The sequence below is a fragment of the Marivita sp. genome (genome assembly GCF_051251565.1).
In the GTDB taxonomy this organism is placed as follows: Bacteria; Pseudomonadota; Alphaproteobacteria; order Rhodobacterales; family Rhodobacteraceae; genus Marivita.
Genome location: NZ_JBPOFB010000022.1, coordinates 1 through 26,871 on the forward strand (window position 1 = coordinate 1; position 26,871 = coordinate 26,871).

Here is a 26,871-nt window from a genome sequence, read left to right on the forward strand (position 1 = left end):
TATGCGTTGTTTGACGGTCCGGACGGTCATGCTCAAACATGTGTAAGCAAGCGTAGGGTGCGTGCTCGCACGCACCATTATGCATACGAAAAGGTGCGTGAAATCACGCACCCTACGGCAGGTTAAATTACATAAAACGCATTATGTGCCTAAATCTCTGACCCTGCTCAAAGCCGTGTTCAGGTGGTCGAGTCCTTTACCACACGATCAATCGACCGGAGCATCGACAACAGCCCCTGCAACTGGTCGATGGGCACCATGTTCGGCCCATCGCTGGGGGCGGTGTCGGGGGCTTCGTGGGTTTCGATGAACACGGCCGCAACGCCCACGGCCACTGCCGCGCGGGCCAGTGGCGGTACGAATTCGCGCTGCCCGCCCGAGCTTGTGCCCTGCCCACCGGGCAATTGCACCGAATGGGTGGCATCAAACACCACCGGATAGCCGGTCTGTGCCATGATCGGCAGGGACCGCATATCCGAGACCAGCATGTTGTAGCCAAAGCTGGCACCCCGTTCGCAGAGCAGGATGCGGGTGTTGCCGGTCGAGGCGATCTTGGCGGCGACGTTTTCCATGTCCCAGGGCGCAAGGAACTGGCCCTTTTTCACATTGAGCGCGGCCCCGGTTTCGCCAGCGGCCAACAGCAGGTCGGTCTGGCGCGACAGGAAGGCGGGGATTTGCAGCACATCGACGGCTTGTGCGACGGGTGCGCATTGCTCGGCGGTGTGGATGTCGGTCAGCACCGGCACGCCGAATTCATCGCGGATCTTGCTCAGGATCGTCAGGCCTTCGTCGATGCCCAGACCGCGCTTGCCTTTCAGGGACGAGCGGTTCGCCTTGTCATAGCTGGCCTTGAAGATCCACGGGCTGTCGGTGGCCTCGGCCGCCTGCGCGATGCGGGTGGCCAACATGCGCGCGTGGTCAAGGGATTCGAGCTGGCACGGACCCGCGATCAACGCGAATGGCGCTGTGTTAGAGACGGTTATGTCGCCGATCTGGACAGGTGTCATGCGATCCCCTCGCGGTTTAGGACAGATTCAATCCGGGCCACATCGACCGGGTTGTTGAGCTCCCAGAACACCCGGCCCCGGCCGTCGACAGGCACGCAGGTGATGGGGGTGCCGTTTTCGAGGAACCGCAGTTGTTCCAGCCCTTCGGCGCGTTCCAGCGGGCCTTCTTCCCAGCCCGCATAGGCGCGCAAGGCGGCGGGCGTATAGGCGTAGACGCCGACATGGTGCCAGACCTCTGGCGGGTTTTGCAGGTCGCCGACGTAAGGCAACACTTCCTTGGAGAAGTAGAGCGCAGTACGGTTGGCGCGCATGACCGGCGTCGCACCGGAGGTGCGCATTACAACAGTCGTGCCCCCCACCCGGCCCTCGCGGCGGTCGGTGACAAAATTGGTGAGCGTTTCGGCGTCACATTTGACAACTGGCGTGGCCATTTGCGGGGTGCCGTCCATCGCGCCGATGAGGGCTTCGACGAACCATGCAGGCGTCAGGGGCGCGTCACCTTGCAGGTTGATGATCACGTCCGGGTCTTGGTCCAGTTGCGCCAGCCCTTCGGCGCAGCGCTCTGATCCGTTGCGGGCCCCGGATGTGGTCATCAGCACCTCGGCGCCAAAGCCGCGGGAGGCCTCTGCAATGCGGTCGTCATCCGTCAGAACATAGACCCTGTCCACGCCCGTGACGGCCTGTGCCGCCTCCCAGGCGCGCTGGATCAGGGTCTTTCTGACGCCCGTCGCGCCGGTGAGTTCCACCAGCGGTTTGCCCGGATAGCGGGTCGAGGCGTAGCGGGCAGGGATAAAGACAACGACACTCATGCAACACCTGCGCGCAGAAGATCATGGATGTGGATCAGGCCCACCAGCCTGCCCTGATCGGTCACCATCAGCGCTCCGATCTTATGCGCATTCATCACCGCCAGCGCCTCGGGCAAGAGCGCATCCGGGGCGATCGAGCGTGGGTTGGCGGTGGCCACCTCGCCCGCTGTCCGCCCGGTGAGCCCGTCGAGATTGCGGCGCAGGTCGCCATCGGTGATGACGCCTTTCAGCATACCATCGGCAACCACGGCAGCGACGCCAAAGCCCTTGGCGCTCATCACCACCAGGGTTTCGCCCATCGCTGTGTCGGGGGCGACCACGGGCAAGGCGGCATCGCGGTGCATGATGGCCGAGACGCGCAGAAGTTGCGCACCCAGCGTGCCGCCGGGATGGAAGGCGTTGAAGCTGTCGCGGTCAAAGCCCCGGTGCTGCATCAGCGCCACGGCCAGCGCATCGCCAAGCGCCATGGTGAGCGTGGTCGAGGTGGTGGGGGCCATGCCGATCGCACAGGCTTCGGGCGCGTCGGGCAATTGCAACAGGTGATCGGCGGCACGGGCGAGCGTGCTGTCTGACCGCTTGGTCACCGCGATGAGCGGGATATCAAAGCGGGTGCAATAGGCGATCATGTCGGCCAGTTCGCGGGTCTCGCCCGAGTTGGAGATCAGGATCACCGCATCGTTGCGGGTGATCATGCCCAGATCGCCATGGCTTGCCTCACCGGGATGCACCGCTTGCGCGGGGGTGCCGGTCGAGGCGAGCGTGGCCGCGATCTTGTTCGCCACATGGCCGGATTTGCCCATGCCCGAGACGATCACCCGGCCCTGCAAGGCCAGAATGCGGGCCACCACCGCGTCGAAATCGGCGGGCAGTTCCGCGGCCAGCCGGGTCAGGGCGGCGGCCTCGGTGGCCAGCACGGTGCGGGCGATGTCAGAGGGCGTGTCGGTCATGGGGGCCTGCGGCGTTGTTCTGGGGCGGTGATAGCGGGTGCGTTTGCGCATGTCCAACGCGGGGGGCGCGCGGCGTTTGGAACGCTCTGCGTCCCGGTCACACCTGGCGCGCGCCGCCTGTGGGGATCGTGGCCTCTGGCCCGCCCCAGATGCCCCAGCGCCTGCGCATCAGGGTGATGGCGGCGGCGTCCAGTTCGGTGCGGCCCTTTTCGGCCTCGCGGTGGCGGTAGAGCGCGGCGGCGCGGTCGGCGGCGGTGGTCTTGGGTTCGGGCTGATTGGCGGCCAGCCAGATGCCGATGCCATTTCGCGCCAGCGCGCCCGAAAGCCAGACATCATCGACATGAAACGCCTGTGGCGGGATGTCGAAGGTGATGTCATCAAAGAACTCAGGGGGCACCACCACACCGCCATACCCTTCGAAGATATCGGCAAACCCGGCCTGCGCGACGATCCGGCGGGGGGGTTTTTGGGCCAGCGTCAGCCTGACCTGGCCGGACAGGATTTGTTTCACCCGGTCCGCGCGATAGGCCATATCCCAGGTGCGGGACCGGCGGATGTGGCGGGGGCTGGTATGGGCATCGCGTGCGCCCAGCCCGGCAATGTCCCACCCGGCCAGCGCCACGGCATGGTCCGGGTGGCGGTCTGCCTCTGACAGCAGCCCTGCCGCCCAGCCGGGCTGGTAATGGCGGTCATCGTCGCAAAACAACAGCCGCACCCCCTGCCCCTTGTGGCGGCGCGCCGCGCACAGCACCTTGGTGGCGGGGCCGTAATCAGTATCGGTCCGGTAGAGCGTCACACCTTGGGGCAGCGCGGGCAGCGTGCCGTCCCAGTCGGGAAAGCGCACATAGCTGTGGGGCAGATAAAGCTCGATCCCGGCCACACCCGTCTGTGCCAGAAGCGTCTCCAGCGTTGGACCAATAAGCCCAAAGCGCGGGGGGATGGACGAAAGGGTGATCACAGTCATGCAGATAGGCACTCGCGTACGGGGCGCGGGGCCTCAATAGGGGCAAGCCGGGATCAGGGCAAGCGTCGGGCGCGCCCGCCCGGCAGACCGCTGCGCAAGAGCCGTGGAGGGCGGCGCTAGACCGCCTTGCGCTGCGCCAGTGGCGGTGGGGTGCGGCGCGCCAGGGCGGCGGCTGTTTCGACCTGTGTGACAAGCGTTTCAACGCGGGTGGTGTCGCCCAGCATACCAAACCATTTCGACAGGATGGTGTCGGCCTCGGGCGCGGTCACGGGGATATGGCTGCGCCGGAAGGCGGGATCGCTCAGCGACACGGGACGCGAATCGTGCCCATCGATCTTGATCGACAGGAACCCCATCCCGGCATTGTCGACCATCGCGGGAAACCGTTTCAGCAGGGCGGCATGGCCAAACGAAAAGATCGTGCGGTCGCCATGGATGCGAATCGCCGTCCCCATGGAGTTGAACGGCAGCGTGGCGCGGTAGATTTGCGTCTGTTCGCCTGCGTAAGAGGTGACCACCAACCCGTTGGAGCGCGAATAGGCCACCGGCATCACATCGCCAAGCCGCTGCATGTAGCGGCGCAGCTCGTGGACGTAATCATGCGACAGGCAATCGTCATCATCGATGCGGAACTGCACCAATGGCCGGCTCAGCCCGCTGTTGATGCGCGCGATCTCGGGCTGGATGGCGGCATGCACCGTGGTTTCGTCCGATACGATCAGCAGCAGCCGGTCATCGCTGTCGCATAGGGCACGCAGCCGCCGCAGATGTTGGGCGGGCATGATGTCGGATGTCAGGACAAGCAGGACGAAATTGGGGTCCTTTTGCGCCATGAGGGAGGGCAGCAGGAAGGTTTCGAACAGGTGGAACCGCAGCGCCATGCGCGCGTCGTCATAGAGCCGTTCGGCCTGTTCAAAATGCACCAGATCCAGATCGGTGTCAGCGTCTATGGCCGAATACGCGGCCCAGTCGCCCCGTCCACAAAAGGAAAAGCGGCAGATGCCGATGACGGGTTCGAGAAGGTAATTCACTGCGGACCTCTTTGGGCTGACCTCTTTGGGGTTTGGCGCAGCATAGCAGAGTTTTGGGCAATTTTGCGGGCGGAACCGGTCAGGACCGGGCCTTTCTCTGGGCATCGACATAGGCGCGCAACACCGCGTGCATGCGGGTCAGGTGGCCTTTCGGGCCTTGAGCTTTGAAGAAGTCGATGATGTCGGGATCAACCCGCAAGGTCACCGGGTGTTTGGTCTTGGGTTCTTGTGGAACGGCGTCGTCCCAGAATCCCTCGGGCAGACCCAGGTCCGGCGCATCCGATCGTGTCGGACGTGCTTCGCCACGCGCCTTCATGGCGCGGATGTCTTCAAGCGACGCGGTTCTTGTAGGTTTCATACTCTTTGCGTCCTGTGCGTCCTGTGCGCCATGTGGAAATGAGGCGGGTGGTCCCGTTCCGCTTGGGTGAGGGTTGGGCCCTCGAAGATGAGGGCGGCTTCTGGAAGGTCGACACCGTGTTTGTCATAGATCTGCGCGTTTCTGCTCGTTCCATTCGAAAGCCATGTGCGTCACCTCTCACGCTCTAAGCACAAGCAAGGGGGAGAAGCACATCATGCCGCTTCTTATTGAGTGAGATTTAGTATGTACAAAACGTACATACATTTTAATCTCACCTTTATAAATCCGAAATTTTTCTTACTCAGGCGTTAACCTTAACGCATTCTTTACGCCTCGCGCCGGATAACAGGGAAAATGCACCCTTTGCGTGAGGTTCTGATATGCTTGCGACATCGACTGCGACGCCCCGTGCCCGCGATCTTCCGCCCTGTCCTGTCCCGGCGGGAAAGCGGGCGTTCATCACCGGGATCACCGGGCAGGACGGGGCCTATCTGGCGCAGCTGCTCTTGGACAAAGGGTACGAGGTGCATGGCGGGATGCGGCGCAATGCACAGGCGGAACGGGCAAGGTTAGAGACGCTTGGCATCGCCAACCGGGTCGTGTTGCACGATCTGGATCTGACCGAGATGACCAATATTTTCCGCCTGATCCGCGATGTGCCGGTGGACGAGTTCTACAACCTTGCCGCCCAAAGCTTTGTCGGGGCGTCCTGGGAACAGCCGATCTATGCGGGGGATGTGAACGGCATGGGGGTGGCGCGGATTTTGGATACGCTGCGCACGCTGGCTCCCGAGACGCGGTTCTACCAGGCCTCCACCTCTGAAATGTTCGGGCTGGTGCAGGCGGTGCCACAGGTCGAGACGACGCCGTTTTACCCGCGTTCGCCTTATGGCGTGGCCAAGGCATATGGCCATTACATCACAGTGAATTACCGCGAGAGTTTCGGGATGCACGCGTCTTGTGGGATCCTGTTCAACCACGAAAGCCCGCTGCGGGGCGAGGAGTTCGTGACCCGCAAGATCACCCGCGGGTTGGCGCGGATTGCGCGGGGGGGTAATGACGTCATTCAGCTGGGCAACCTGAGCGCGCGGCGTGACTGGGGCTATGCGGGCGATTATGTCGAAGGCATGTGGCGGATGCTGCAACAGGACAGGCCCGGCGATTTCGTGCTGGCCACCGGGGTGACCACGCCGATCCGCGATTTCGTGAGCTTTGCCGCCGATGCGCTGGACATGGCGCTTGACTGGCAGGGCGACGGGGTGGACGAGGTGGCCACTGACCGCCGCACCGGGCGACGTGTGGTCGAGGTGAACCCGGCTCTCTTTCGCCCGGCGGAGGTGGATCTGCTGGTGGGGGATGCGGCCCGCGCACGGCGCATGCTGGGCTGGCGGCCCCGGGTCGATATACGCGGTTTGGCCGGCATGATGGCGCGGGCGGATTATGACGCGGTGGCATAGGGCCATGTGCCGATTGCCCTGTGTGCCTGCGTGCCCGTTCATACCCCCGGTGGCACAGCGGATTCGCAGGCATGTTCGCTAGGATCCTGCGGCGCCTGACCGGACGGCGCGATTACCTTGATGGTGTTCAGGGTGGCATGCTGCATGGCTGGGCCCTGCCCAGGCGCGGTGACGGGCCGGTGCCTGTGGCGCTTTATGCCGGGACACAGCGGGTGGCCGACACGCTGGCCAGCCAGTTTCGCACCGATCTGCGCGCTGCCGGGCTTGGCGGCGGGGCGTGCGGGTTTTCGTTTTCGATAGAGACAAACAAAGGGGTTTTGCGGGTCTGTCGCCTTGATGGGCCGCGCCCGGTTGAGATCGGGCGGGTGCGTGTCGGCACCGTCCCCGTGCCCGTTTCACCCTTGCCCCTGCCCACGCCGCGTTTGTCCTCTTTGCAGGATGTTCTTGGCCCCGGCCTTGCCGCCTTGCGTGCAGCCCCCTTGCCTGCGCGCACCGCCCCGGCGGCGCTGACCACGCGACAGGCCACATTGTTTGACCCTGTTGATCCAATCGCGGGCGCCCCCCTGCCCGATCCGCCCCCCCTGCCCGATCCGCTATGTGCCTACATGGCCTATCTGCGCCCGCGCCACCGGCTGGAGGCCGAATTCGACTGGGACAGCCCCCCAGAGGCGGCAGCGCATGCCCTGAACTGGATGCTGACCAGCTATGCGCCGATGCGCGCGCCCTTGCGTGTGCCGCTGCCTCAACGGGCGATCCAATGGCTCAATGCGCCGGTGGTCATTCCCGGCCAACGCATGAGCCTCAGCCGCGCCACCTGGGCGGCGGTGCAGGGCGTGCCGCATCTGCGGCAAGGGATGGATTTCGGCAACCCCGATTGGGTGGACAGCGTGATCTATTGGTGGGCCATCCATCAGGCGCGGGCCATCGGGGGTGAGGATTGCCTTGTGCCAGAGGCTTATATCACCCGTCTGACCGATGTGCCCGATGGTCCGGACGGGACTTTCCCGCTGTCGCGTTACCTGTTGCGCTGGCGGGCCGAGACACCTGCGCTTGCACGTTTGTCGCCCCTGTCAGAGGCAGATCGCCGCCAGATCACGCTGGCCGCATTGGTGCGCGCGGCAGAGCGGCCCGATACGCTGCGATACATCTCCTGGGCCAGTATAGAGCCGCTTTTGAACGAGGATGCACAGGGCCAGACCCCCTTGGGCGCATTTCTGACCACGCTGGACAAACAGCCCCGGCTTTTGTCCGCTGCGGGGTACGCGGCCTGCCTGAAAGGGCGCGGCTATGACATGGAGGCGCGGCGGTTCACGTCCCGCACGATCGAGGGCCACCGGCTGCACGCCGCCACCCTGCCTGCACCCGCGCTGCAGGGCGTGCCCCCCGTCGATGTGCAGGTGATTGGCCCCGTCACCAAGGCCAGCGGTCTGGGTCAGGCGATGCGCGCCTCGGTGGCGGCGTTGCAGAGCACGGGGATGCAGGTGCAGGTGGTGAGGTTCGATCTCGACAATCCCGCCCCCGAGATCGACACGCCTCACACCCCAATCAGCGCTGCCCGCCCGGCCCGCTTTAGCCTGCTGCATCTGAACGCGGAATCCATCCCCCTGTTCACCGCCTATGCGCCCGACATCACCGATGGGTCTTACATGGCGGCTTATATGTTCTGGGAACTGACCCGGCCTGCCGCCTGCCATGGCCTGGCGCTGCGCATGATCGACGAGATCTGGGCCGCCTCGGATCATGGCCGCGCGATCTATGCGGGGGCTTTTGACGGGCCGATCCGGGTGATGGGATTGGCCAATGATGTGAGGCCCCCTGCCGATCCCCTGGGCGCGCGGGCCGCGCTTGTCGCCCGCACCGGGTTCGACGCCAACAGCTTTCTGTGCATGGCGAGTTTCGACAGCTTTTCCTTCGTTCAGCGCAAGAACCCGCTGGCATTGATCCGGGCCTTTGCCGCCGCCTTCCCAGAAGGCGGGGCGCAGCTCTTGCTCAAGACGCAGAACCGCACCCGTGTGAGCGATCCTGCGCAGCAAAAGGTCTGGGCGCAAATCGACGCGTTCACCAAAGGGGACCAAAGGTTTTGCATCTTGGACGAAACCATGGACCGCGCCGCGCTGCTGCACCTGACCGCTGGGGCCGATGCGTACCTGTCGCTGCACCGCGCCGAAGGCTGGGGCTTTGGCATGATCGAGGCGATGGCGCTTGGCGTGCCGGTGCTGGCCACCGGCTATTCCGGCAACCTTGCCTATTGCGATGACAGCACGGCCTGGCTGGTGCCCGCACATGCGGTGCCCCCCGCCCCCGACGATTACATGTTCACCCCCGAGGGGGGGCTCTGGGGCGCCCCCGATCACGCCGCCGCCGTGACGCTCCTGCGCCAGATGCAGGTCGACGCACCGCTCCGCACCCGCAAGGCCAAGGCCGCGCAGACCCGCGTGTTGCGCGCATTCAGCCCCGAGGCCATCGGCAAACGCTATGCCGCCCGGATCGACACGGTGCTGCGGCAGACCAAGGCCTGTGCGGCATGAGACGGTTTCTGCGCGTCCGCGCGGCCCGCAAGCCGCCACCTTACGTCATCGGGGTGAGCTGGCCACGGTCGGGGCATCATCTTTTGGCGCGGCTGCTCAGGCTCTATTACGGCGCAACCTTTACCTATTGCGGGTTTTATGGACAGGCGGGGTGCTGTGGGCGGGTGCCCTGCGCACGGGCCGGGACCGTGCGTTATTCCAAGAACCACGACTTTGACGGCACACTGCCCCAAGACCCGTCCCACCGCCACCTGATCCAGACCCGCGCCTTTGTGCCCTCGGTGGTGTCCAACTTTGAGCTCTACCTGCGCGAGGGGGGCGCCGATGACAGGGTCAGCTTTGCCCGCTTTGCCAGTGCGCAATTCAGCGCCTGGCGCGCATTTCAGGACAAATGGGTTACCTCCGATTTTGCCCGCACCCAAACGGTGATCCCCTATGAGGCGCTGATCCGCGATCCCACCACCGCGCTGATCTATGCGCTGAGCAGTTTCGGCGACACCCGCCCCGATCCCGCCCGCCTGCGCGCCGCCATTGCGCGGGTGGACGGCGAAGAGGTGGCGCAGCGGCGGATCACACCGCGCCCCGGCACAGGGGTGCATGCCCCCCGAGATGTGACGCAATTTCGCCATTACGATGCCCATCTGTTTGGCTATCTGGACAAACTGGCCCTGACCCGGCAGGAGGTGAACAGGCTGTTCCGCCGCCATCTGGGCCGGGATGCCGCCGAGGAGAACATGCTTGCGCTACAGGTCAGCCCGTCGCTGGAGCAGCTTGAGCAGATGATCCTCGGTTCACCTGAATATGCTGCCCGGGGGCACAGGCTTCGGGCGGTCTGACCTGACCGGACGAGCGCCTTTATGACTGACCTTCCCCAGATCACCCCCGTCTTGCTTTGTGGCGGGTCCGGCACCCGGCTCTGGCCGCTGTCCCGCAAAAGCTATCCCAAGCAATTCGCACAATTCCTGGGCGAAGAAAGCCTGTTCCAAGAGGCCGCGCGCCGTGTCTCGGGGGAGGGGTTTGCCCCACCGCTGGCGGTCACGGGCGATGGGTTTCGCTTTATCGTGGCCGAACAGCTGGATCATTGCGGTATCCGTGCAGCAGGCATCCTGATTGAACCCGAAGGGCGCAACAGTGCCCCCGCCGCCATCGCCGCCGCGCTGCATCTGGCCCAGACCAATCCCGAAGCGCTGATGCTGCTGGTCTCGGCCGATCATGCCATCCCCGACGCACAGGCCTTCCGCGACACGGTGATGACCGGCGCACCTGCCGCAGCACAGGGGCAGATCGTGACCTTTGGCATTGCGCCGTCGCGGGCCGAGATCGCCTATGGCTGGCTTGAGGCCGGGGCGGAAACGCTGCCCGGTGTCAACGCGCTGGAACGCTTTATCGAAAAGCCGGATCAGGCCCGCGCCGAGACGCTCTTTGCCGATGACCGCTATCTGTGGAACGCAGGCCTGTTCCTGACCCGCGCCGACACGCTGATCGCCGCGTATCAGGAACACGCCCCCGATATTCTTGAGGGCACCCGCGCCGCGATGGCGGCGGCCGAACCCGATCTGGGCTTTTTGCGCATCGACCCCGCGCTGTGGGCGCAGGTGCGCGCCGAATCGATCGACTATGCGGTGATGGAACGCGCCCGCAACCTGAGTGTTGTGCGCTTTGCCGGTGAATGGTCCGATCTGGGCAGCTGGGAAGCGGTCTGGCAGAAAAGCCCGCAGGATGGCAGCGGCAACGCGCTGGCCGGGCTGGCCACCGCGATTGACTGCGAAAACACGCTCTTGCGGTCGGAAAGTGACGAGATCGAGCTGGTGGGCATTGGCCTCAAGAACGTGGTTGCCGTGGCCATGCGCGACGCGGTTCTGGTGGCCGACATGACCGACAGCCAAAGCGTGCGCCGCGCGGTCGACATTCTCAAGGCCCGCGCCGCCAAGCAGGCGGTGCAATTGCCCGTCGATTACCGCCCCTGGGGCTGGTTCGAGACGCTGATCCTCAAGGACCGGTTTCAGGTCAAACGCATCCATGTCCATCCCGGTGCGGCGCTGTCCCTGCAAAGCCATGTGCACCGGTCCGAGCATTGGATCGTGGTGGCAGGCACCGCGCGCGTCACGGTCGACGACGAGGTGCGCCTGCTGAGCGAAAATCAGTCAGTCTACATCCCGCTGGGCGCGGTGCACCGGATGGAAAACCCCGGCAAGGTGCCCATGGTGCTGATCGAGGTGCAGACCGGGTCCTATCTGGGAGAAGACGACATCATCCGCTACGAGGATATCTATTCGCGGTCGTGAGATCGCGGGCGCGTCACCGGAAAATGCACGGACGCGCCACCGCGTCCGTCACCCCTAGCCCAACCGGTCCGCAACCTGCGCCAAGGTCTCGCGCATCAGCATCTCTGCGCGCTCCACACTCTCCGCCTCGGCGTAACAGCGAAATTCCGGCGCGTTGCCCGAGGGGCGCAGATGGATCACCGACCCATCGCCAAAGGACACCCGCAGCCCATCGGTGAGGTCGAGACCGGTCTCTGCGGCGCGATCCGCAAAGAACGCCATGCGCGCGGATGCATCGCCGGTCAGGTGTGTGATGAACGCGTTTGATGCCTCTGTCGGAATGCCCGCAATCCGGTCCGCAGCAGTAAAGCGCGGCGGCAGATCAGAGACCAATTCGGCCAAACTCACGCCTTTTGCCCGCGCCATCGCCAAGGGAGCGACGATCGGCAACAAGCAGTCACGGGTCATCAGTGGCGCGATTTCACCCGCAGGTCCCTGAGCAGCAAAGCCCAGCAGGAACCCGCCATTGGCCTCGTATCCTGCCACCTTGCTTTGCGCCTCTTCCATCGCGGCGATGACATAAGGCGAGCCGATCTTCGTGCGGATCACCAAGGCAAACCCAAGGTGGTCCACCAGCGTGTTTGACGACACCGGCGTGCAGATCCGCTCTGCCCCTAAGGCCTGCGCCACCAAGGGGCCCAACACATCGCCCGGCACCAGCGTGCCGCGGGCATCCACCACCATCGGGCGGTCCGCATCCCCATCGGTGGACACCAGCGCGTCCAGCGCGTGCGCATCACACCAGCGTTTGAGCATCTCGCGCGTCCCGGCATCCACCGCCTCGGTATCAACGGGGATGAAATGATCTGCACGGGCCAGCGGCACCACCTCTGCACCCATCTGCGCCAAGGCATCGGCCAGCACGTCACGGGCCACCGAACTGTGCTCATAGACCCCGATGCGCAGACCGGCCAGCGCGGTGGTCCCAAACGCCTGCACATAGCGCGCCACATAGGCCAAAAGCGCCCCGGTCTCGGGCACCAGATCGCCCTGTGGCGCGGGATCAGAGACCGTTTCAAGCGCGGCCAGAATGGCCTGCTCGTCGGATTTGGCGATCTCTCCTGTGGGCAGGTAGAACTTGAGCCCGTTGCGATCCGCCGGGATGTGGCTGCCCGTGACCATGATGGCGGCCTGCCCCGCCCCCATGGAGGCCAGCGCCAGCGCAGGTGTCGGCAGCGCGCCGTGATCCACCGCCCGGAGGCCCATGTCGCGCACCGCCCCGATCACCGCCGCCGCGATCTGCGGCGAGGACGCGCGCAGGTCCTGGCCCACATGCACTGCCCCGCCATGCGGACAGGCGCGCAGAAAGGCACAGGTGTATTCCGCGACCAGCGTGTCGGTCAGATCGGTGACAAGGCCGCGCAGGCCGCTGGTGCCGAATTTGGGGGGCATGTCATCTGTCCTTGTCCGTGGGCGTGTTGCCCGCAGGTATGCCCTTGGCAGGGTCGGGGACGCAAGGACCGGACGTATCGCCTGTGGCACAGGTCGCTTTGGCATATTTATGAAATATGCCAACACCCCAGCAGCACCCGGCGCAACGCGCGCAGCAATTACATCCCGTTTACCAAATCGCCCCTAGCGTCCCACGCCAACACGGATCGCTGAAAGGGCTTCTCTGATGTCGCAAACCTCTCCTATTTTGTCCCTGCCCTATATCCAGCCGGCGCAGGCGCAAAAACATGTCACCCACAATGACGCGCTGCGCCGGCTCGACGCGCTGGTACAGCTGTCAGTGGAGAGCCGCACCCTGACCGAACCGCCCGCGACCCCGGATGAGGGCGCCCGCTTCATCGTGGCGACGGGGGCCACCGGGGAGTGGGCCGGACAGGACCATGCGATTGCGCTCAATGCCGGGGGCGGGTGGCTGTTTCTGCCGCCCAATGTGGGCTGGCGCGCCTGGGTCGCGGATGAAGGCACCGAGGTGATCTGGCAAGGCGGGCTTTGGCAGGGCCAGACCGGGGGCGCGTTGCCTGACCGTCTGGGTCTGGGCACCGCCACCGATCCGGTGACCCGGCTGAGCGTGGCCTCTCCCACGACGCTGCTCACCCATGAAGGCGCGGGACATCAGCTCGCGGTGAACAAGGCCACCGCAAGCGACACGGCCAGCCTGCTGTTCCAGTCGAACTGGACCGGCCATGCCGAGATGGGGCTGGCGGGCGACACCGCGTTTTCGATCAAGGTCAGCGATGGCACCACATGGACCACCGCGCTGAGCTTTGACCCGGCAACGGGGGTTGCCAGCGGCGCGGCGATAAGCGCGGGGCCCGATGACAGCAACCCCGACGCCCTGGTCCGCGCAGGCGACGGATACCTGAAAGGCACGCTGCTTGGTACGGTGGCGCAGGACGCAACCGGCATGCCGACAGGCGGCGTGATCGAACGCGGATCAAACGCCAATGGCGGCTATGTGCGCTTTGCCGATGGCACCCAGATCTGCACCAGCCCCGACATTCCCACCGGGTCGATCAGCAATCAGGCGGGGGCGCTGTGGCAGTCGAACCATCTGGCCTGGACCTTTCCCGCCGCCTTTGCGCCGGGTATGCCGCCTGTCCTGAATGGCGAGAGCGGCAACACCGGGGCATGGCCCACTTTTGCGCCGCACGGGGTGCTGTCCACGGGGCTGAAGGCGACCGCGCTCATTCAGATCACCGTGGGGCTGAATCTGCGGCTGTGTGCGATTGGGCGGTGGGTTTAGCGGGTGCCCCCCGGTCAGGCCAGCCAGACGCATCCCACCGACATCCCCAAAAGTCCGGGGGAGTTCCCCGGCCTCAACCTTTCCTTATCCGAAGCGCCCCAGCGTGGCGGGTGGTCCGGAGAGGGATGGCTTGGGCCGGGATTTTTACTCCAACAGCCCCAGCAGATAGGCCCCGTAATCGTTCTTGCCGAACATCTGGGCACGGGCGCGCAGGGCGTCGTCATCAATCCAGCCCTGGGCGTGGGAAATCTCGTCCGGGCTGCCGATCTGCTGGCCTTGCCGGTCGCTCAGCGTGCGCACGAAATTGCCCGCATCCAGCAGTGACGCATGCGTGCCGGTGTCAAGCCAAGCATAGCCGCGCCCCATCAGCTCTACACTCAGCTGCCCATCGGCAAGATAGCTTTCCAGCAACGACGTGATCTCAAGCTCGCCGCGGTCTGACGGCTGCACCTGTGCCGCGCGCGCGGGCGCGGTGCCGTCGAGGAAATAAAGCCCCGTGACCGCGTAGGGCGACGGCGCTTTGGCAGGTTTTTCGATGATAGTCTTCACCGTACCATCAGGCGCGAAATCCACCACGCCGTAGCGTTCGGGATCGGCCACGCGGTAGCCAAAGACAGTGCCGCCCGTGACCGTTGCATCGGCACTGGCCAGAACCTCGGGCAGGCCGTGGCCAAAGAAGATGTTGTCACCCAGCACCATCGCCGAGGGCGCACCATCCAGGAAGTCTTCGGCCAGCAGATAGGCCTGCGCCAGACCGTCGGGCGAGGGCTGCGCGATATAGGTGAAGGCCAGACCCCATTGTGATCCATCCCCCAGCAGGCGCTGGAACTGGTCCTGATCCTGCGGCGTGGTGATGATCGCGATCTCGCGGATGCCTGCCAGCATCAGCACCGAGAGCGGATAATAGATCATCGGCTTGTCATAAAGCGGCAAGAGCTGTTTGCTCAGCCCCATGGTGATCGGGTACAGCCGCGTGCCCGACCCGCCTGCAAGGATGATGCCTTTTCTGCTCATAGCCCCAACTCCTTGATCACGGCACTCAGGCCGCTGTGCCAGTCGGCAGGTGTAATCCCGAAATCCGACGTCAGTTTGGCGCAATCAAGCCGGGAATTGAGCGGGCGTGTTGCGGGCGTCGGATACTCCGAGGACGGAATGCCGGTCACGGTCACATCGCGGCCTGCCTGCGCAAAGATCGCGCGGGCGAACTCTGCCCACGAGACATGCGGCACACCGGCATAGTGATAGGTGCCGCCTTTTGCGCCGTCCTGCATGGCCTGCGCCAGCGTCAGCAGCGTTGCGGCAATATCCGCCGCAGGCGTCGGCCCGCCGATCTGGTCATTCACCACGCTCAGGGCCGTGCGGGTCTCGGACAGGCGCAGCATGGTTTTGACAAAGTTCGCGCCATGGGCCGAGACCACCCAGGCGGTGCGCAGGATGATGTGGTTTGCCCCGCTGGCGCGCACGGCCTGTTCGCCCGCCAGCTTGGTGCGCCCATAGGCGTTTTGCGGCGATACAGGGTCTGTTTCCAGCCAGGCGCGGGTGCCGGTGCCGGTGCCGTCAAAGACGTAATCGGTCGAGAGATGCAGGAACGGGATGTCCAGATGCGCACAGGCCCCGGCCATCGCACCGGGGCTTGCCGCGTTGATGGTCTGGGCGGTTGCTTCGTCTTCTTCGGCGCGGTCCACAGCCGTGTAGGCGGCGGCGTTGATCACCACGCTGGGCGCAAGATCGGCGATGACCTGCGCGCAGGCTTGCGGGTCGGACAGATCGGTGTGGTCCCGGCCCAAAGCGGTGACATCCCCCTGCCGGTGCAGTTCCGTCGCCACCTGACCCGTCTTGCCGAAGACAAGGATCATGGCCCAACCCCCAACCGCTGGCCGACGCCATCGCGGTCCTGAAGCGCCTGCCACCAGTTCGGGTTGTCGAGATACCAGCGCACCGTCCGCCGCAGCCCTTCTTCAAGCGTCACCGAAGGCCGCCAGCCCATCTCGCCGCGCATGCGCGCAGGGTTGATCGCATAGCGCAGATCATGGCCGGGGCGGTCGGTCACAAAGGTGATCAACCGATCATGCGGCGCACCAGCGGGGGCCATCTCGTCCATCAGGTCGCAGATCATGCGCACCAGATCAATATTGCGCGCCTCGTTCTCGCCGCCGATATTGTAGGACCGGCCCACCGCACCGCGCGTGACCACGGTCAGCAATGCATCGGCGTGGTCCTTGACATACAGCCAGTCGCGCACATTCTCGCCCGCGCCGTAAACCGGGATCGGACGGCCCGCCAAAGCGTTCAGGATGACCACCGGGATCAGCTTTTCGGGGAAATGATAGGGGCCGTAATTGTTCGAACAATTGCTCAGCACCACGGGCAATCCGTAGGTATGATGCCACGCCATCACCAGATGATCGCTGGCCGCCTTGGAGGCCGAATAGGGCGAGCGCGGATCATAGGCCGTGTCTTCGGTGAACTGGCCTGTCGCGCCCAAAGACCCAAAGACCTCATCGGTCGAGATATGGTGAAAGCGGAACGCCTCTGGCCGTCCCTGCCTGTCCCAAAACCTGCGCGCGGCCTGCAACAGCGTGTAGGTGCCGATCACATTGGTGTCGATAAACGCGCCCGGCCCGTCGATGGACCGGTCCACATGGGATTCCGCCGCCAGATGCATCACCGCATCGGGGGCGTGGTCGGCAAAAACCGTCTCTAACAAAGCGCTATCGCGGATATCGCCCTGCACAAACGTATAGCCGGGCGCGTCCGCCACAGACGCCACATTGTCCAGACAGGCCGCATAGGTCAGCGCATCGAGGTTGATCACCTGATGCCCGGCTGCCACCGCCTGCCGCACCACGGCAGAGCCGATGAACCCCGCCCCGCCTGTTACCAAAAGCTTCACGACGGTCTCCAGTCAAACGGGCTGTGCAGATCGGCCAGCGCGGGCGCCTCTGCATCCTTGCCAGACAGCACGGGATCGCCCGCAAGCCCCCAGTCGATCCCGACAGAATCCCACCGCACCGCGCCTTCGGCCTCGGGCGCGTAATAGCCGGTGCATTTGTAGATGATCTCGGTGTCGGGGGCACGGGTGATGAACCCATGGGCAAACCCTTCGGGCACCCAAAGCTGCCGCCCGTTCTCGGCTGTCAGATCAACACCGACCCAAGACCCGTATGTCGGCGACCCGCGCCGGATATCCACCGCCACATCCCAAAGCGCCCCACGTCCGCAGCGCACCAGCTTACCCTGCCCCTGTGGCGGGGCCTGGAAATGCAGCCCGCGAATGGTGCCCCTCTCGGCTGACAGCGAATGATTGTCCTGCACGAAGTCAGGCACGATCCCGGCCACATCCCGCAGCCGCGCGGCGTTCCAGGTCTCGGCAAAAAACCCGCGCGCATCGCCGAACCGCCGGGGCGTCAGGATCAGCAAACCCGCAAGGGCGGTTGTTTCAACGTCCAGCATCAGCCGTCCCACTTATCTGTCTTTCTGGGTCTTCACCCAGGCCAGAAACGCCCGGTCCGGGTTGCCCAATCGCGCCCGCCCGGTTTCGTCCCACCATGCCAGCCAACGCGCCTGCAACCCGTAGGCATCGGCCCCCGGCTTCAGCGCACGCGCCATCTCAAGCGTCTCTTGCGACAGAACCGGGGCATCCGTAGGGCGCGGTTTGGACCGTCGCGTGACCACGAGGATATCGCCCGCCCGCTCTGCAAGGCTGTAATCGGGCAGATGGTTTTCCACGATCATCTTGCGCAGGGCCGCCCGGAACACCCGCACCGGCGCGGCCGATCCCGATTTGTGATGCAGCACCGGCACCGAGATTGTCCATTCCGCCTGCCGCCCGCAATGCTTGCGCGCCAGCTCATAGATGCGCCGCTCCAGCGGTTTGCGCAGCCGAAAGTAATCGCGTGACAGCGTCAGCACAGACCGCGCACAGACCGCCCGATACAGCCAATCCGACAGGGTCACCGTCACGCTGATCATCCGCCCGCCGCGCGACCGGCGCAGGATCTCCCAGCTTTCGATCAGGCCAAAGCCCCGCGTCGCCTCAACCCCGCCCGTGGTCAGGTTGGTGGTGATGCGCGTGCCCGCCAGCCGCTCGAACCCTTCGCGCAACCGTGTATAGCTGTCGCCCCCGGTGTCGCGGTTGGTGGCCACCAACAGATCATGCGCCTTGAGCGTCAACGTGCGCCCCACCGCACGGCCCGCATTCATCGCCGCCACAAGCTGGCTGATGCAATAGATCAGGATGTCCTTGTCATGGATCGTCGCCCGGCCCCGCACGCTGGGCGTGACCTCAAGATGGGCGCCGTTATGGGCATAGGACAGCACCCGCGTATCGGGCCGTGTGCTTAGCGAAAAGATCGGATGCTCCATCGACGCCAGGTCATCCTTGGGACTGGCCCCAAAGAGATCGCAGACGAAAAAATCGCCCGTTGGGTGTCGGTCGGGCAACAGCCCGCCTGTCGTGGTCCCTGCCATGAGGTCCGCCTGTCTTCTGCTCTGCACGCCCCCGTTTGATTTTGCGGCCAGCGTTCGACGCCGACTCGGCTTTCGGGGTTTCAGTGACACCCAACGTAAAGTTATCCACAGCGGGCGTCCATGATTCATGCCACCCCAGCGTCGGATCAGAGTCGCTGCCTCGGGGGATCAGAGTCGCCCTATCGGGGGATCAGAGTCGCTTTGGCCCAATACCACCCAAATTTCTCGTTTTTTATGAGGGGCTTAAGCAGAATCTCAAAAACCCTTAACATATAACTAACAAATTTTAACAGACCCATATGCTGCTCACTGCAAGAGCCAAACCACACCAAACAGACCTCAAATCATTGAATTTACTTAGAAAAGGGAAGCGTGTTGCGGTTTTGCTTCCATGTACGTGTTTTTCTGGTAGTCTGCTGAAAACAGCGCACACGCAGAGGTGCGGACCAGGCCAGATCGAGCATCCCATGACCCAAGACCAGCCCCTTCCGCCCTATTTCAACATCAATCCCGATGCTGCGCTAGAGGCCCTTGGCGCGCCCACCACCACCGCTGATTTCGCAGCGATCGCGCGCGCCTGCGACGCCGGGCGCACCGATCTTGCCAGCCGGGGGCTTGAAGAAAACGGCACCCGCACCCTGCGGCTGTTTTCCACCTGGGAAATCACCCGCTATCTGATCCCGGTCGCCACCGGCCATTTCCGCCGCGTGCTCAAGCAAAACCCCGACCTGCCCCAGGGACGCTCCGAGACAACCAGCGGGGCCAAATGGTTCACCTTCGACGAGGTGCTGAAACTGCGCGCGCATTTCGCAACCGAAGGATCCAAGACCAAGGAATACCTGCCCTACCGCCCCAAGGGCCAGCCCGCCAAACTGGTCGCCGTGGCCAATTTCAAAGGCGGCGTCGGCAAAACCAGCACAGCGGCGCATCTGGCCATGTCCGCAGCACTTGATGGCTACAAGGTGCTGGTGATCGATCTGGACAGCCAGGGCTCCATGACGTCGATCTTCGGCGGCACTGTTCAGGATGAATGGCAAACCGTCTTCCCGCTGCTGGCCCGCCATTACGCGCGCCACCTTCAGGGCGAAAATCAGCGCCGCCTTGACCGGGGCGAGGCCCCAACCCCGCTGGATGACACGCTGTCGGACGCGCTCAAATCGCGCAGCGAAACGCTCATCCAATCCACCCACTGGCCCAATATCGATCTGATCGGCGCACAGCTGAACCTCTACTGGGCCGAGTTCCAGATCCCCGTCTGGCGCATGGCTGCGCGCGGCTGGAAGCTTTGGGATGCGCTGACCGACAGCCTGTCCGAGGATGGCATCCTTGACCAATACGACGTGATCTTTCTCGACACCCCCCCGGCGCTTGGCTACCTCACCATCAACGGCCTCGCCGCCTCCGACATCCTGCTGGTGCCGCTTGGTGCGTCCTTCCTCGAATTCGACAGCACAGGCCGCTTCTTTGACATGCTGCATTCCACATTCGGCTCAATCGAGGAGGCCGAAAACATGGCCGCCCGCGCGCTTGGGCGCGATGGTCTTGCCTTCCAATGGGACGCGGTGCGCGCCGTGGTCACCCGCTATGACAGCGCCCAACAGGCCGAACTTGCAGCCCTGATGCAGGCCTATCTTGGCCCCACCCTGTCGCCGCACCGCCAGGGCTTTACCGCGCTGATCGGACAGGCCGGCGAACAGGTCCAGGGCATCTACGAGGCCGATTACCGCGATTTCAACCGCGAGACCTATGTGCGCGGCCGCGAAACCTTTGATGCCACCTATGCCGCGTTCAAACAGCTTCTCATCGGCAGCTGGCACCGTGACGTGCAGCTTGCCCAGCAGGCAGCGGAATGACCGATATATGCGCAGCGAAACGCCTCCGCTTCATCTTGCCCGCAAACTCCGGGGTTTGGGGCAGCGCCCCAATCCACCGCGCGCCACATGCACCAAAGCTTAACCCATCGCGCCAAACCTGCCGGCGACCAAAGACAGGAGGCCCGCATGGCCAAGCGTAAACGCCTGACAGCCCCGAACCCCGCCTTTCTCGACACGCCCGCGCCCGAGACAAAGTCGATGTTCAGCGCCCCCAGCAAAGCGCCCATCGCCGATGTGGCGCGCGATGCCTCGGCCTCGGCGGCGCTCAATGAACTGACCGACACCATGGCGCGCGCCCGCGACGAGGGGCGCATGGTGGTGCAATTGCCGCTGGACCAGATCGTCATGGATCATCTGGTCCGCGACCGTCTGGTGGTGGAAGAAACCGAGATGCGCACGCTCATGACCTCGCTGCGCAGCCGGGGCCAGCAAACCCCGATCGAGGTGATGCAGCTTGGCGATGGGCGTTACGGTCTGATCTCGGGCTGGCGGCGCTGTCACGCGCTGTCGCTGATGGCCGAGGACGACCGCAACGATACACCCACCGTGCTGGCGCTGCTGCGCCGCCCCGAAGAGGCATCGGATGCCTATCTCGCCATGGTCGAGGAAAACGAGATCCGCGTGGATCTGAGCTATTTTGAACGCGCCCGCATCGTCGCCAAGGCGGTCGAGGAAGGCGTGTTCGCCATGGAACGCACCGCGTTGCAGGAACTTTTCCACGCCGCAAGCCGCGCCAAACGCTCCAAGATCGGCAGCTTCCTTCCGGTGGTGCGCGCGCTTGACGGGCATCTGCGCTTTCCCCACGCCCTGGGCGAACGGCTGGGGTTGGGGCTGGCGCAGGCGCTCACTGATGATCCCGGTTTTGCCGACCGGCTTCAGGCGCGGCTTACCGGGGCAGAGCGTGACACGGCCGATGCCGAAACCGCCGTTTTGACCAAGGCGCTGATGGTGCAAAACCAGTCTCTGAAAGGCGGTTCAGAGACGAAATCAGACGCGGAAAAGCCTGCGTTTCGTGACGAAACCATCGGTGCCTTTACCCTGCGCCGCCACGGCGATGGCACGCTGTCGATCCTGGGCGCGGCCTGGCCCAAACGCATGGAATCCGACCTTCTGATGCTGCTCAAGGCGGCCTCTGACCGGGTTGGAAAATAGGTCCGCTTCGGTCCTATTGTTTCGCGCGCGAAACATTGGGTCCGTTTCGGACCTATTTCATGCCCCGCTACAATCCGCGCGGTTAAGCCCGTGTTAACCAAATTTGCGGCAGTCTTGCCGGTACCCCGAGTGCCCGGAAAGACCCGCCCATGTTCCTGCGTCTGCGACATCTTTATCGCCGCTATGCCACCCGTCATCTGACCGTGCCCTTTGGCCGCGCGCAGGAGGCGCTTGTTGTCCTGCGGCAAGGGCGTGTCTGCGTGGATGCAGACGGTGCCATGCTCGAACATGGCGGGGCCCGCGCCGCTGGCACGGCCCCGTCCCTGCCCCATGTGCCCGGCGCGGCTGTGCGGGTTTCGGTGCGAAACCCCTCTTCCGCCACAACGTTGCCCGCGCTGACCGGTATGCGGCTGGCCTGCGCGCATCTGGCGCTCTGGCCCGGCCTTGGGGCCCGTGTGTTGCGGGTTCTGCCGCTGCTGCCCCGCATCCGCGATCCCCATACCCGCGCCCGCGCCGTGCGCCATCTGGGCCTGTCGCATGAAACGCCGGCGCCGCCTTTGCGCTTGTCTGCATCGGGGATGCCGCTGTGTCGGATCAGCAGCGGGGTCACGATCATCCTGCCGGTGCACAACGCCGCCGACCATGTCCGCGCCTGTCTGGACCGGATCGCCACCATGACCGACCTGCAATGGCGCGTGGTGATCGTCGAGGATGGATCGACCGATCCTGCCCTGCGCCCGATGGTGCGCGACTGGGTGGTGCGTCACGCGCAGGCGGCGTTGATCTGTCACGACAGGCCCAGGGGCTTTGCCGTATCGGTCAATGCCGCTCTGGCGGTGCTTGGGGTGCCGGACACCCCTGTTGTCCTGCTCAACTCCGATGTCACCCTGCCCCAAGGCTGGGCGTCGCGGCTGATCGCGCCGCTGCTGGCGGATGAGAGGGTGGCCAGCGTCACACCCCTGTCCAACGAGGGCGAGCTGATGGGCGCGCCTCATGCCTGTGCCGGTGTTGCGCTGCGAAACACCGAAGTGGACGCGGTGGATGCCGCCCTTGCCCGCTATGCGCGCAGTGCTGATTTGCCGATCCTGCCCACCGGGTCGGGGTTTTGCATGGCGCTTGGTCCGCAATGGCTCGCGCAGGTGCCACGGTTTGACGAAGAGTTTGGCCGCGGCTACGGCGAAGAGGTGGATTGGTGTCAGCGCATCCGCGCGCGGGGCGGACGGCATGTCTGCCAGACCGGGCTTTTTGTTGGCCATGTGGGCGCGGCCAGTTTCGGGCTGGATCAGAGACATAGCTTGCGCACCCGCGCGGCCCAAATCCTGTCCCGGCGCTGGCCCCGGTATGATGCCGACGTGGCCCAGGCATTGGACCACGATCCGCTTGCGGGGGACCGGTTGCGCGCCGGGCTGCTTTGGGCGCGCGCACGTCTGAGCGGGGATCCCCTGCCCGTCTATCTGGCGCATGGTTTGGGCGGCGGCACCGCGCGCTGGCTGGAGCAGCGGGTGCGGTCCCATGCCGTGGCGCTGGTGCTGCGTGTCGGTGGGCCAATGCGCTGGCAGCTTGAGCTGCACACCCCTGCCGGTGTCACGCGCGGCGCGACCGATCGGTTTGTCGACGTGCAGGACCTGCTGCGCGGGGCGGGGCCGCGCCATGTGGGGTATGTTTGCGCCGTGGGCGACCCTGCGCCTGACGAGATTCCGTTCCGCCTGTTGGATCTGTGTGCCGGAGGTCAGCGGCTTGAGGTGATGTTCCACGATTACTTCCCGCTGAGCCGTGATTACACGTTTCGCAGCGAACCTGATCCCGAGTGGCAGGCGCTTTGGCGTGTGGCGCTGGACCGGGCGGATCACCTGACGGTGTTTTCCGACGCGTCCCGCGCGATCGTGGCCGGGGTGCATCCCGACCTTGCGCCCAAGGTCCGCCTGTGCCCGCATGGTCCTTTGGGGGCGGTGCCGCGCCTGTCGCCTGCCGCTGAAGGGCGTAGGGTGATTGGCGTGTTGGGAAACCTCAATGCGCAGAAAGGCGCATCCATCGTGGCCGCTTTGGCGCACCGTCTGGCCCAAAGCGCTGAGGCGCGGGTGGTGGTGCTGGGCGAGGTGGCACCTGAGTGCCCGCTGCCACGGTCTGTTACGGTGGTCGGGGGCTACACGCTTGCGGATCTGCCGCATCTGGTGGCGCGGCATGGCATCGGATGTTGGGTGATCCCGTCGCTTTGGCCCGAGACGTTTTCCTATGTCACGCAGGAATCGCTGGCCACGGGGCTGCCCTGCCTTGGGTTTGATCTGGGCGGGCAGGGTGACGCGCTGCGCCGGGCCAGCAATGGCCGGGTGGTTGCGCTGCGAAACGATGTGCGGGCCGATGCAGAGGCCATGCTTGCGGCGTTGCGCGCTCTGCCGGGCTGGCCCTTGGAACAGGATGCCGCAGTCTCTAAACACGCCCGATTAGGGGGTTTTCGATGGGGCCGGGTGTGATCTGCCCCACCCTAAAAATAGGTCCGATCCGGTCCTATTGTTTCGCGCGCGAAACATTGGGTCCGTTTCGGACCTATCTGTCAGAGGTCGCTGAGGATGTCCCGGTACCAGCGCACAAGTCCGATTCCTGCCAGCAGCGCACAGCCCAATCCCAGCAGCAGCACATAGACCGGGCTGGCATAGGCGGCGTCATATCCGGGATAGAGCCCGCGCCGGACCAGTCCGACGATATGCAGGAGCGGGTTCCACCACAGCGCCTCGCGCCAGGGCAGGGGGATGCTTTCAAAGGTAAAGAACACCCCCGAGATCAGGAACATCGGACGCATGGCGATCGACCAGATCCGCTGCCACAGGGGCACCAGCCCGATCAGCAGACAGTTCAGCGCGCCAATGCCGCCGCCCAGCACCATCAGCAGCCCCGCCGCCTGTGCCAGACCGGCGATATCGGGGATGGCGCGTGTTTCGCTGAGAAACACGATACCGCCCAACAGCAGGCTGGCCACTGCGAACTGGGTGACACAGGCGAGCAGGAACCGCGCCAGCAGCGCATCAAACGCGCCCACCGCCGGATAGGCGAACAGGGGCCGCGAGAAATTGAGCGCCTGCGCCAGTTTGCCGGAGATGTCCGTAAACGCCAGAAAGGGCAGCAGCCCGGTGGCGTAGAACAGCGGAAAGCTGGTTCCAAGCGCGGGCGCGTGAAAGCCAATGGCAAAGATCGCCGACAACAGCGCGATGCCGAACAGCGGCTCGGCCACCGCCCAAAGATAGCCGCCGGGCACGCGACCATGGGTGGTGGACATCTCGCGCAGCATCAACGCCCCAACAGCCCGCCACAGGGTGGGGTGGGCGGTTCGGGTCATGTTGATGTTTCGTTGCGAAATGCACGCATAGGAAGAATTGCTACGTCATGACTCTCTCAAATTCAATCCCCCGCGATCCAATGGTGCCGTTCCATGGCGCTTCGGGTCTGGTGCTGCCGGTGCTGCGGCCCGAGGCCCCCATGCCGGCGATCCCGGCGCGATGGGCGCGGCGGCACGTGGCGCTGGCGCTGTCCTTTGGGATCTGCGTGCTGCTGCCGGCGCTGCTGAGCGGGTGGTATCTTTGGGCGCGGGCGGCGGATCAATACGCGTCCGAGGCGGGCTTTGCCGTGCGCCGCGAAGAGACCGGGGCGGCGATCGAGATGCTGGGCGGATTGGCCGGGCTGTCGGGCAGCAGTACGCGCGATACCGATATTCTTTACGAATATCTGACCTCGCGCCGTCTGGTGAGCGAATTGGAGGCTGATCTGGGCCTGTCCGCGCTTTGGTCAAAACCCGGAACTGCGCTGTTTCGTGGCGAAACAGACCCTGTTTTTGCGTTTGATGCGCAGGGCGCGCAAGAGGATCTGCACCGCTATTGGGTCCGTCGTGTGCAGGTGTCCTATGACAGCCATGCCGGGCTGATCGGGCTGCGCGTCACTGCCTTTGCGCCGGGGGATGCGCAGATCATCGCGCAGGCCATCGTGGCGCGTGCCACCGCGCTGATCAATGAGCTGAGCGATGTGGCCCGCGCCGATGCGATCCGCGATGCGGCGCAAGCGCTTGATGCGGCCGAAGCCCGGCTGCGTCTGGCACGCAGTGAGGTGACGGCGTTTCGCAACCGGCATCAGCTTGTTGATCCGGCGGTCGATCTTCAGACCCGTGCGGGGCTTTTGGGCACTTTGCAGGCGCAACAGGCCGAGGCGCTGATTGCGCTTGATCTCTTGCGCGAGGCCACCCGCGAGGGCGATCCCCGGCTGGCGCAGGGCGCGCGCCGGGTGGTGGTGATCGAAGAGCGGATCGCGGCGGAACGGGCCAAGCTTGGGCTTGTGGGGGATGGCGATGCCTTTGCCAGCGTCGTGGGCCGTTTCGAGGCGTTGATGGCGGATCGGGATTTCGCCGAACGCGCCTATGCGGCGGCGCGCAGTGCCTATGATCTGGCGCAGGCCGAGGCGCGGCGGCAAAGCCGCTATCTGGCGGCGTGGCAGCAACCCACCTTGCCGGAACGTGCCGAGCACCCAAGGCGGGGCCGGTTGCTGGCCTTGGTGGCGGGGTTTGCGCTTGTGTTGTGGGGGATGGCGGTGCTGTCGGTCTATGCGGCGCTGGACCGGCGCGGATGATCGTGTTGCGCGACCTGTGGAAGCGGTTTCCCGGTGGCCCGGTGGTGGCGCAGGGGATCACGGCCACCTTTCCAAAGGGGCAGGCCACGGCGCTTTTGGGGGGCAACGGTGCGGGCAAGTCGTCGCTTTTGGCAATGATCGCGGGCACGCTGCGCCCCGATGCCGGGCGGGTGGATCGGCAGGGCACGGTGTCCTGGCCGGTGGGCTTTGCGGGCGCGTTTCATCCCGATCTGACCGGCGCGCAGAACACCCGGTTCGTGGCGCGGGTCTACGGCGTGGACAGCCACAGCCTTTTGGGGTTCGTGCGCGATGTGTCGGGGTTGGGGGACGCGATGCGCCAGCCGGTGCGGCGCTATTCCAGCGGAATGCGCGCGCGGCTGGGATTCGTGATCTCCATGGGCATTCCGTTCGACATGTATCTGGTGGACGAGGTCACGGCGGTGGGCGACGCCGCGTTTCGCCGCGAAACCTCGGATCTGCTTGGGGCGCGATTGGGGCAGGCGGGGGCCATCGTGGTGAGCCATGCGCCAGCGCATTTGCGCGGGCTGTGCAGCGCGGGCGCGGTGATTGAGGACGGACGGTTGCGGATGTTCGACGATCTGGAGGAGGCGATTGCGGTCTATCAGGGGCGTGCCTTGGTGTGACCA

23 protein-coding genes are annotated in these 26,871 nt (G+C 64.9%); 10 read left to right on the top strand and 13 right to left on the bottom strand.

From position 1 onward, the window contains the following. Window positions 1-179 precede the first annotated feature (179 nt). The 6 genes from kdsA to ACSHXH_RS17295 form a co-directional block, all read right to left on the bottom strand. Window positions 180-1,007, bottom strand: coding sequence for a 3-deoxy-8-phosphooctulonate synthase (gene kdsA, locus ACSHXH_RS17270; RefSeq protein WP_435673046.1), 828 nt, complete (start codon window positions 1,005-1,007; stop codon window positions 180-182). Beyond that, window positions 1,004-1,816: a 3-deoxy-manno-octulosonate cytidylyltransferase gene (locus ACSHXH_RS17275; protein WP_435673047.1), complete on the bottom strand. Its 813-nt coding sequence runs from the start codon at window positions 1,814-1,816 to the stop codon at window positions 1,004-1,006. Before ACSHXH_RS17275 ends, kdsA begins: the two co-directional genes overlap by 4 nt. Continuing rightward, a complete protein-coding gene (locus ACSHXH_RS17280; RefSeq protein WP_435673078.1) occupies window positions 1,813-2,763 on the bottom strand; it encodes a KpsF/GutQ family sugar-phosphate isomerase in 951 nt (316 codons plus the stop codon). Before ACSHXH_RS17280 ends, ACSHXH_RS17275 begins: the two co-directional genes overlap by 4 nt. Window positions 2,764-2,860: 97 nt before the next feature. After that, a complete protein-coding gene (locus ACSHXH_RS17285; protein ID WP_435673048.1) occupies window positions 2,861-3,727 on the bottom strand; it encodes a glycosyltransferase family 2 protein in 867 nt (288 codons plus the stop codon). Between the two features lie 116 nt (window positions 3,728-3,843). Then, a complete protein-coding gene (locus ACSHXH_RS17290) occupies window positions 3,844-4,758 on the bottom strand; it encodes a glycosyltransferase (protein WP_435673049.1) in 915 nt (304 codons plus the stop codon). A 79-nt stretch (window positions 4,759-4,837) separates the two neighbouring features. Beyond that, window positions 4,838-5,116, bottom strand: a complete 279-nt coding sequence (locus tag ACSHXH_RS17295; RefSeq protein ID WP_435673050.1) for a BrnA antitoxin family protein — start codon at window positions 5,114-5,116, stop codon at window positions 4,838-4,840. A 380-nt stretch (window positions 5,117-5,496) separates the two neighbouring features. On the opposite strand from ACSHXH_RS17295, the gene gmd reads away from it, so the two are divergent. From gmd to ACSHXH_RS17315, 4 genes are all read left to right on the top strand, one after another. Next, window positions 5,497-6,573 carry a GDP-mannose 4,6-dehydratase gene (gene gmd, locus ACSHXH_RS17300; protein ID WP_435673051.1) on the top strand — a complete coding sequence of 359 codons (1,077 nt, stop codon included), beginning with the start codon at window positions 5,497-5,499 and terminating at the stop codon, window positions 6,571-6,573. Between the two features lie 71 nt (window positions 6,574-6,644). Next, window positions 6,645-9,101 carry a hypothetical protein gene (locus ACSHXH_RS17305; protein ID WP_435673052.1) on the top strand — a complete coding sequence of 819 codons (2,457 nt, stop codon included), beginning with the start codon at window positions 6,645-6,647 and terminating at the stop codon, window positions 9,099-9,101. Beyond that, the gene (locus ACSHXH_RS17310; protein ID WP_435673053.1) at window positions 9,098-9,937 is read left to right on the top strand and encodes a hypothetical protein; all 840 of its coding nucleotides are present in this window, start codon (window positions 9,098-9,100) and stop codon (window positions 9,935-9,937) included. The genes ACSHXH_RS17305 and ACSHXH_RS17310 overlap by 4 nt, the downstream gene beginning before the upstream one ends. Before the next feature lie 21 nt (window positions 9,938-9,958). Further along, entirely contained in the window at window positions 9,959-11,386 is a 1,428-nt protein-coding gene (locus ACSHXH_RS17315) for a mannose-1-phosphate guanylyltransferase/mannose-6-phosphate isomerase (RefSeq protein WP_435673054.1), read from the top strand. Between the two features lie 54 nt (window positions 11,387-11,440). Here the strand turns inward: ACSHXH_RS17315 and ACSHXH_RS17320 are convergent, their stop codons facing one another. Beyond that, window positions 11,441-12,817, bottom strand: a complete 1,377-nt coding sequence (locus tag ACSHXH_RS17320; protein ID WP_435673055.1) for a phosphomannomutase — start codon at window positions 12,815-12,817, stop codon at window positions 11,441-11,443. 226 nt (window positions 12,818-13,043) lie between these two features. Here ACSHXH_RS17320 and ACSHXH_RS17325 point away from each other — a divergent pair, with 226 nt between their 5' ends. Further along, window positions 13,044-14,120 (top strand): DUF2793 domain-containing protein, encoded by a 1,077-nt coding sequence (locus tag ACSHXH_RS17325; RefSeq protein ID WP_435673056.1) that lies wholly within the window; start codon window positions 13,044-13,046, stop codon window positions 14,118-14,120. Window positions 14,121-14,264: 144 nt separating this feature from the next. Here the strand turns inward: ACSHXH_RS17325 and rfbA are convergent, their stop codons facing one another. The 5 genes from rfbA to ACSHXH_RS17350 are packed head-to-tail and all read right to left on the bottom strand — an operon-like array spanning window position 14,265 to window position 18,590. Continuing rightward, window positions 14,265-15,134, bottom strand: a complete 870-nt coding sequence (gene rfbA / locus ACSHXH_RS17330) for a glucose-1-phosphate thymidylyltransferase RfbA (protein ID WP_435673057.1) — start codon at window positions 15,132-15,134, stop codon at window positions 14,265-14,267. After that, window positions 15,131-15,976 carry a dTDP-4-dehydrorhamnose reductase gene (rfbD, locus tag ACSHXH_RS17335; RefSeq protein ID WP_435673058.1) on the bottom strand — a complete coding sequence of 282 codons (846 nt, stop codon included), beginning with the start codon at window positions 15,974-15,976 and terminating at the stop codon, window positions 15,131-15,133. Before rfbD ends, rfbA begins: the two co-directional genes overlap by 4 nt. Next, entirely contained in the window at window positions 15,973-17,013 is a 1,041-nt protein-coding gene (rfbB, locus tag ACSHXH_RS17340; protein WP_435673059.1) for a dTDP-glucose 4,6-dehydratase, read from the bottom strand. The genes rfbD and rfbB overlap by 4 nt, the downstream gene beginning before the upstream one ends. Next, window positions 17,010-17,573 (bottom strand): dTDP-4-dehydrorhamnose 3,5-epimerase, encoded by a 564-nt coding sequence (gene rfbC, locus ACSHXH_RS17345; protein WP_435673060.1) that lies wholly within the window; start codon window positions 17,571-17,573, stop codon window positions 17,010-17,012. The genes rfbB and rfbC overlap by 4 nt, the downstream gene beginning before the upstream one ends. 12 nt (window positions 17,574-17,585) lie before the next feature. Next, entirely contained in the window at window positions 17,586-18,590 is a 1,005-nt protein-coding gene (locus tag ACSHXH_RS17350) for a replication initiator protein A (protein ID WP_435673061.1), read from the bottom strand. Window positions 18,591-19,057: 467 nt separating this feature from the next. Here ACSHXH_RS17350 and ACSHXH_RS17355 point away from each other — a divergent pair, with 467 nt between their 5' ends. From ACSHXH_RS17355 to ACSHXH_RS17365, 3 genes are all read left to right on the top strand, one after another. Further along, entirely contained in the window at window positions 19,058-20,443 is a 1,386-nt protein-coding gene (locus ACSHXH_RS17355; RefSeq protein WP_435673062.1) for an AAA family ATPase, read from the top strand. Between the two features lie 147 nt (window positions 20,444-20,590). After that, the gene (locus ACSHXH_RS17360; RefSeq protein ID WP_435673063.1) at window positions 20,591-21,616 is read left to right on the top strand and encodes a ParB/RepB/Spo0J family partition protein; all 1,026 of its coding nucleotides are present in this window, start codon (window positions 20,591-20,593) and stop codon (window positions 21,614-21,616) included. Window positions 21,617-21,765: 149 nt separating this feature from the next. Beyond that, window positions 21,766-24,087 carry a glycosyltransferase gene (locus ACSHXH_RS17365; RefSeq protein ID WP_435673064.1) on the top strand — a complete coding sequence of 774 codons (2,322 nt, stop codon included), beginning with the start codon at window positions 21,766-21,768 and terminating at the stop codon, window positions 24,085-24,087. Window positions 24,088-24,167: 80 nt separating this feature from the next. On the opposite strand, the gene ACSHXH_RS17370 is transcribed toward ACSHXH_RS17365, so the two are convergent. Then, complete coding sequence (locus tag ACSHXH_RS17370; RefSeq protein WP_435673065.1) at window positions 24,168-24,947, bottom strand: ABC transporter permease; 780 nt, start codon at window positions 24,945-24,947, stop codon at window positions 24,168-24,170. Window positions 24,948-24,994: 47 nt separating this feature from the next. Here ACSHXH_RS17370 and ACSHXH_RS17375 point away from each other — a divergent pair, with 47 nt between their 5' ends. Continuing rightward, a complete protein-coding gene (locus ACSHXH_RS17375; RefSeq protein ID WP_435673066.1) occupies window positions 24,995-26,224 on the top strand; it encodes a capsule biosynthesis protein in 1,230 nt (409 codons plus the stop codon). Then, window positions 26,221-26,868: an ABC transporter ATP-binding protein gene (locus ACSHXH_RS17380; protein WP_435673067.1), complete on the top strand. Its 648-nt coding sequence runs from the start codon at window positions 26,221-26,223 to the stop codon at window positions 26,866-26,868. Before ACSHXH_RS17375 ends, ACSHXH_RS17380 begins: the two co-directional genes overlap by 4 nt. Window positions 26,869-26,871 lie beyond the last annotated feature (3 nt).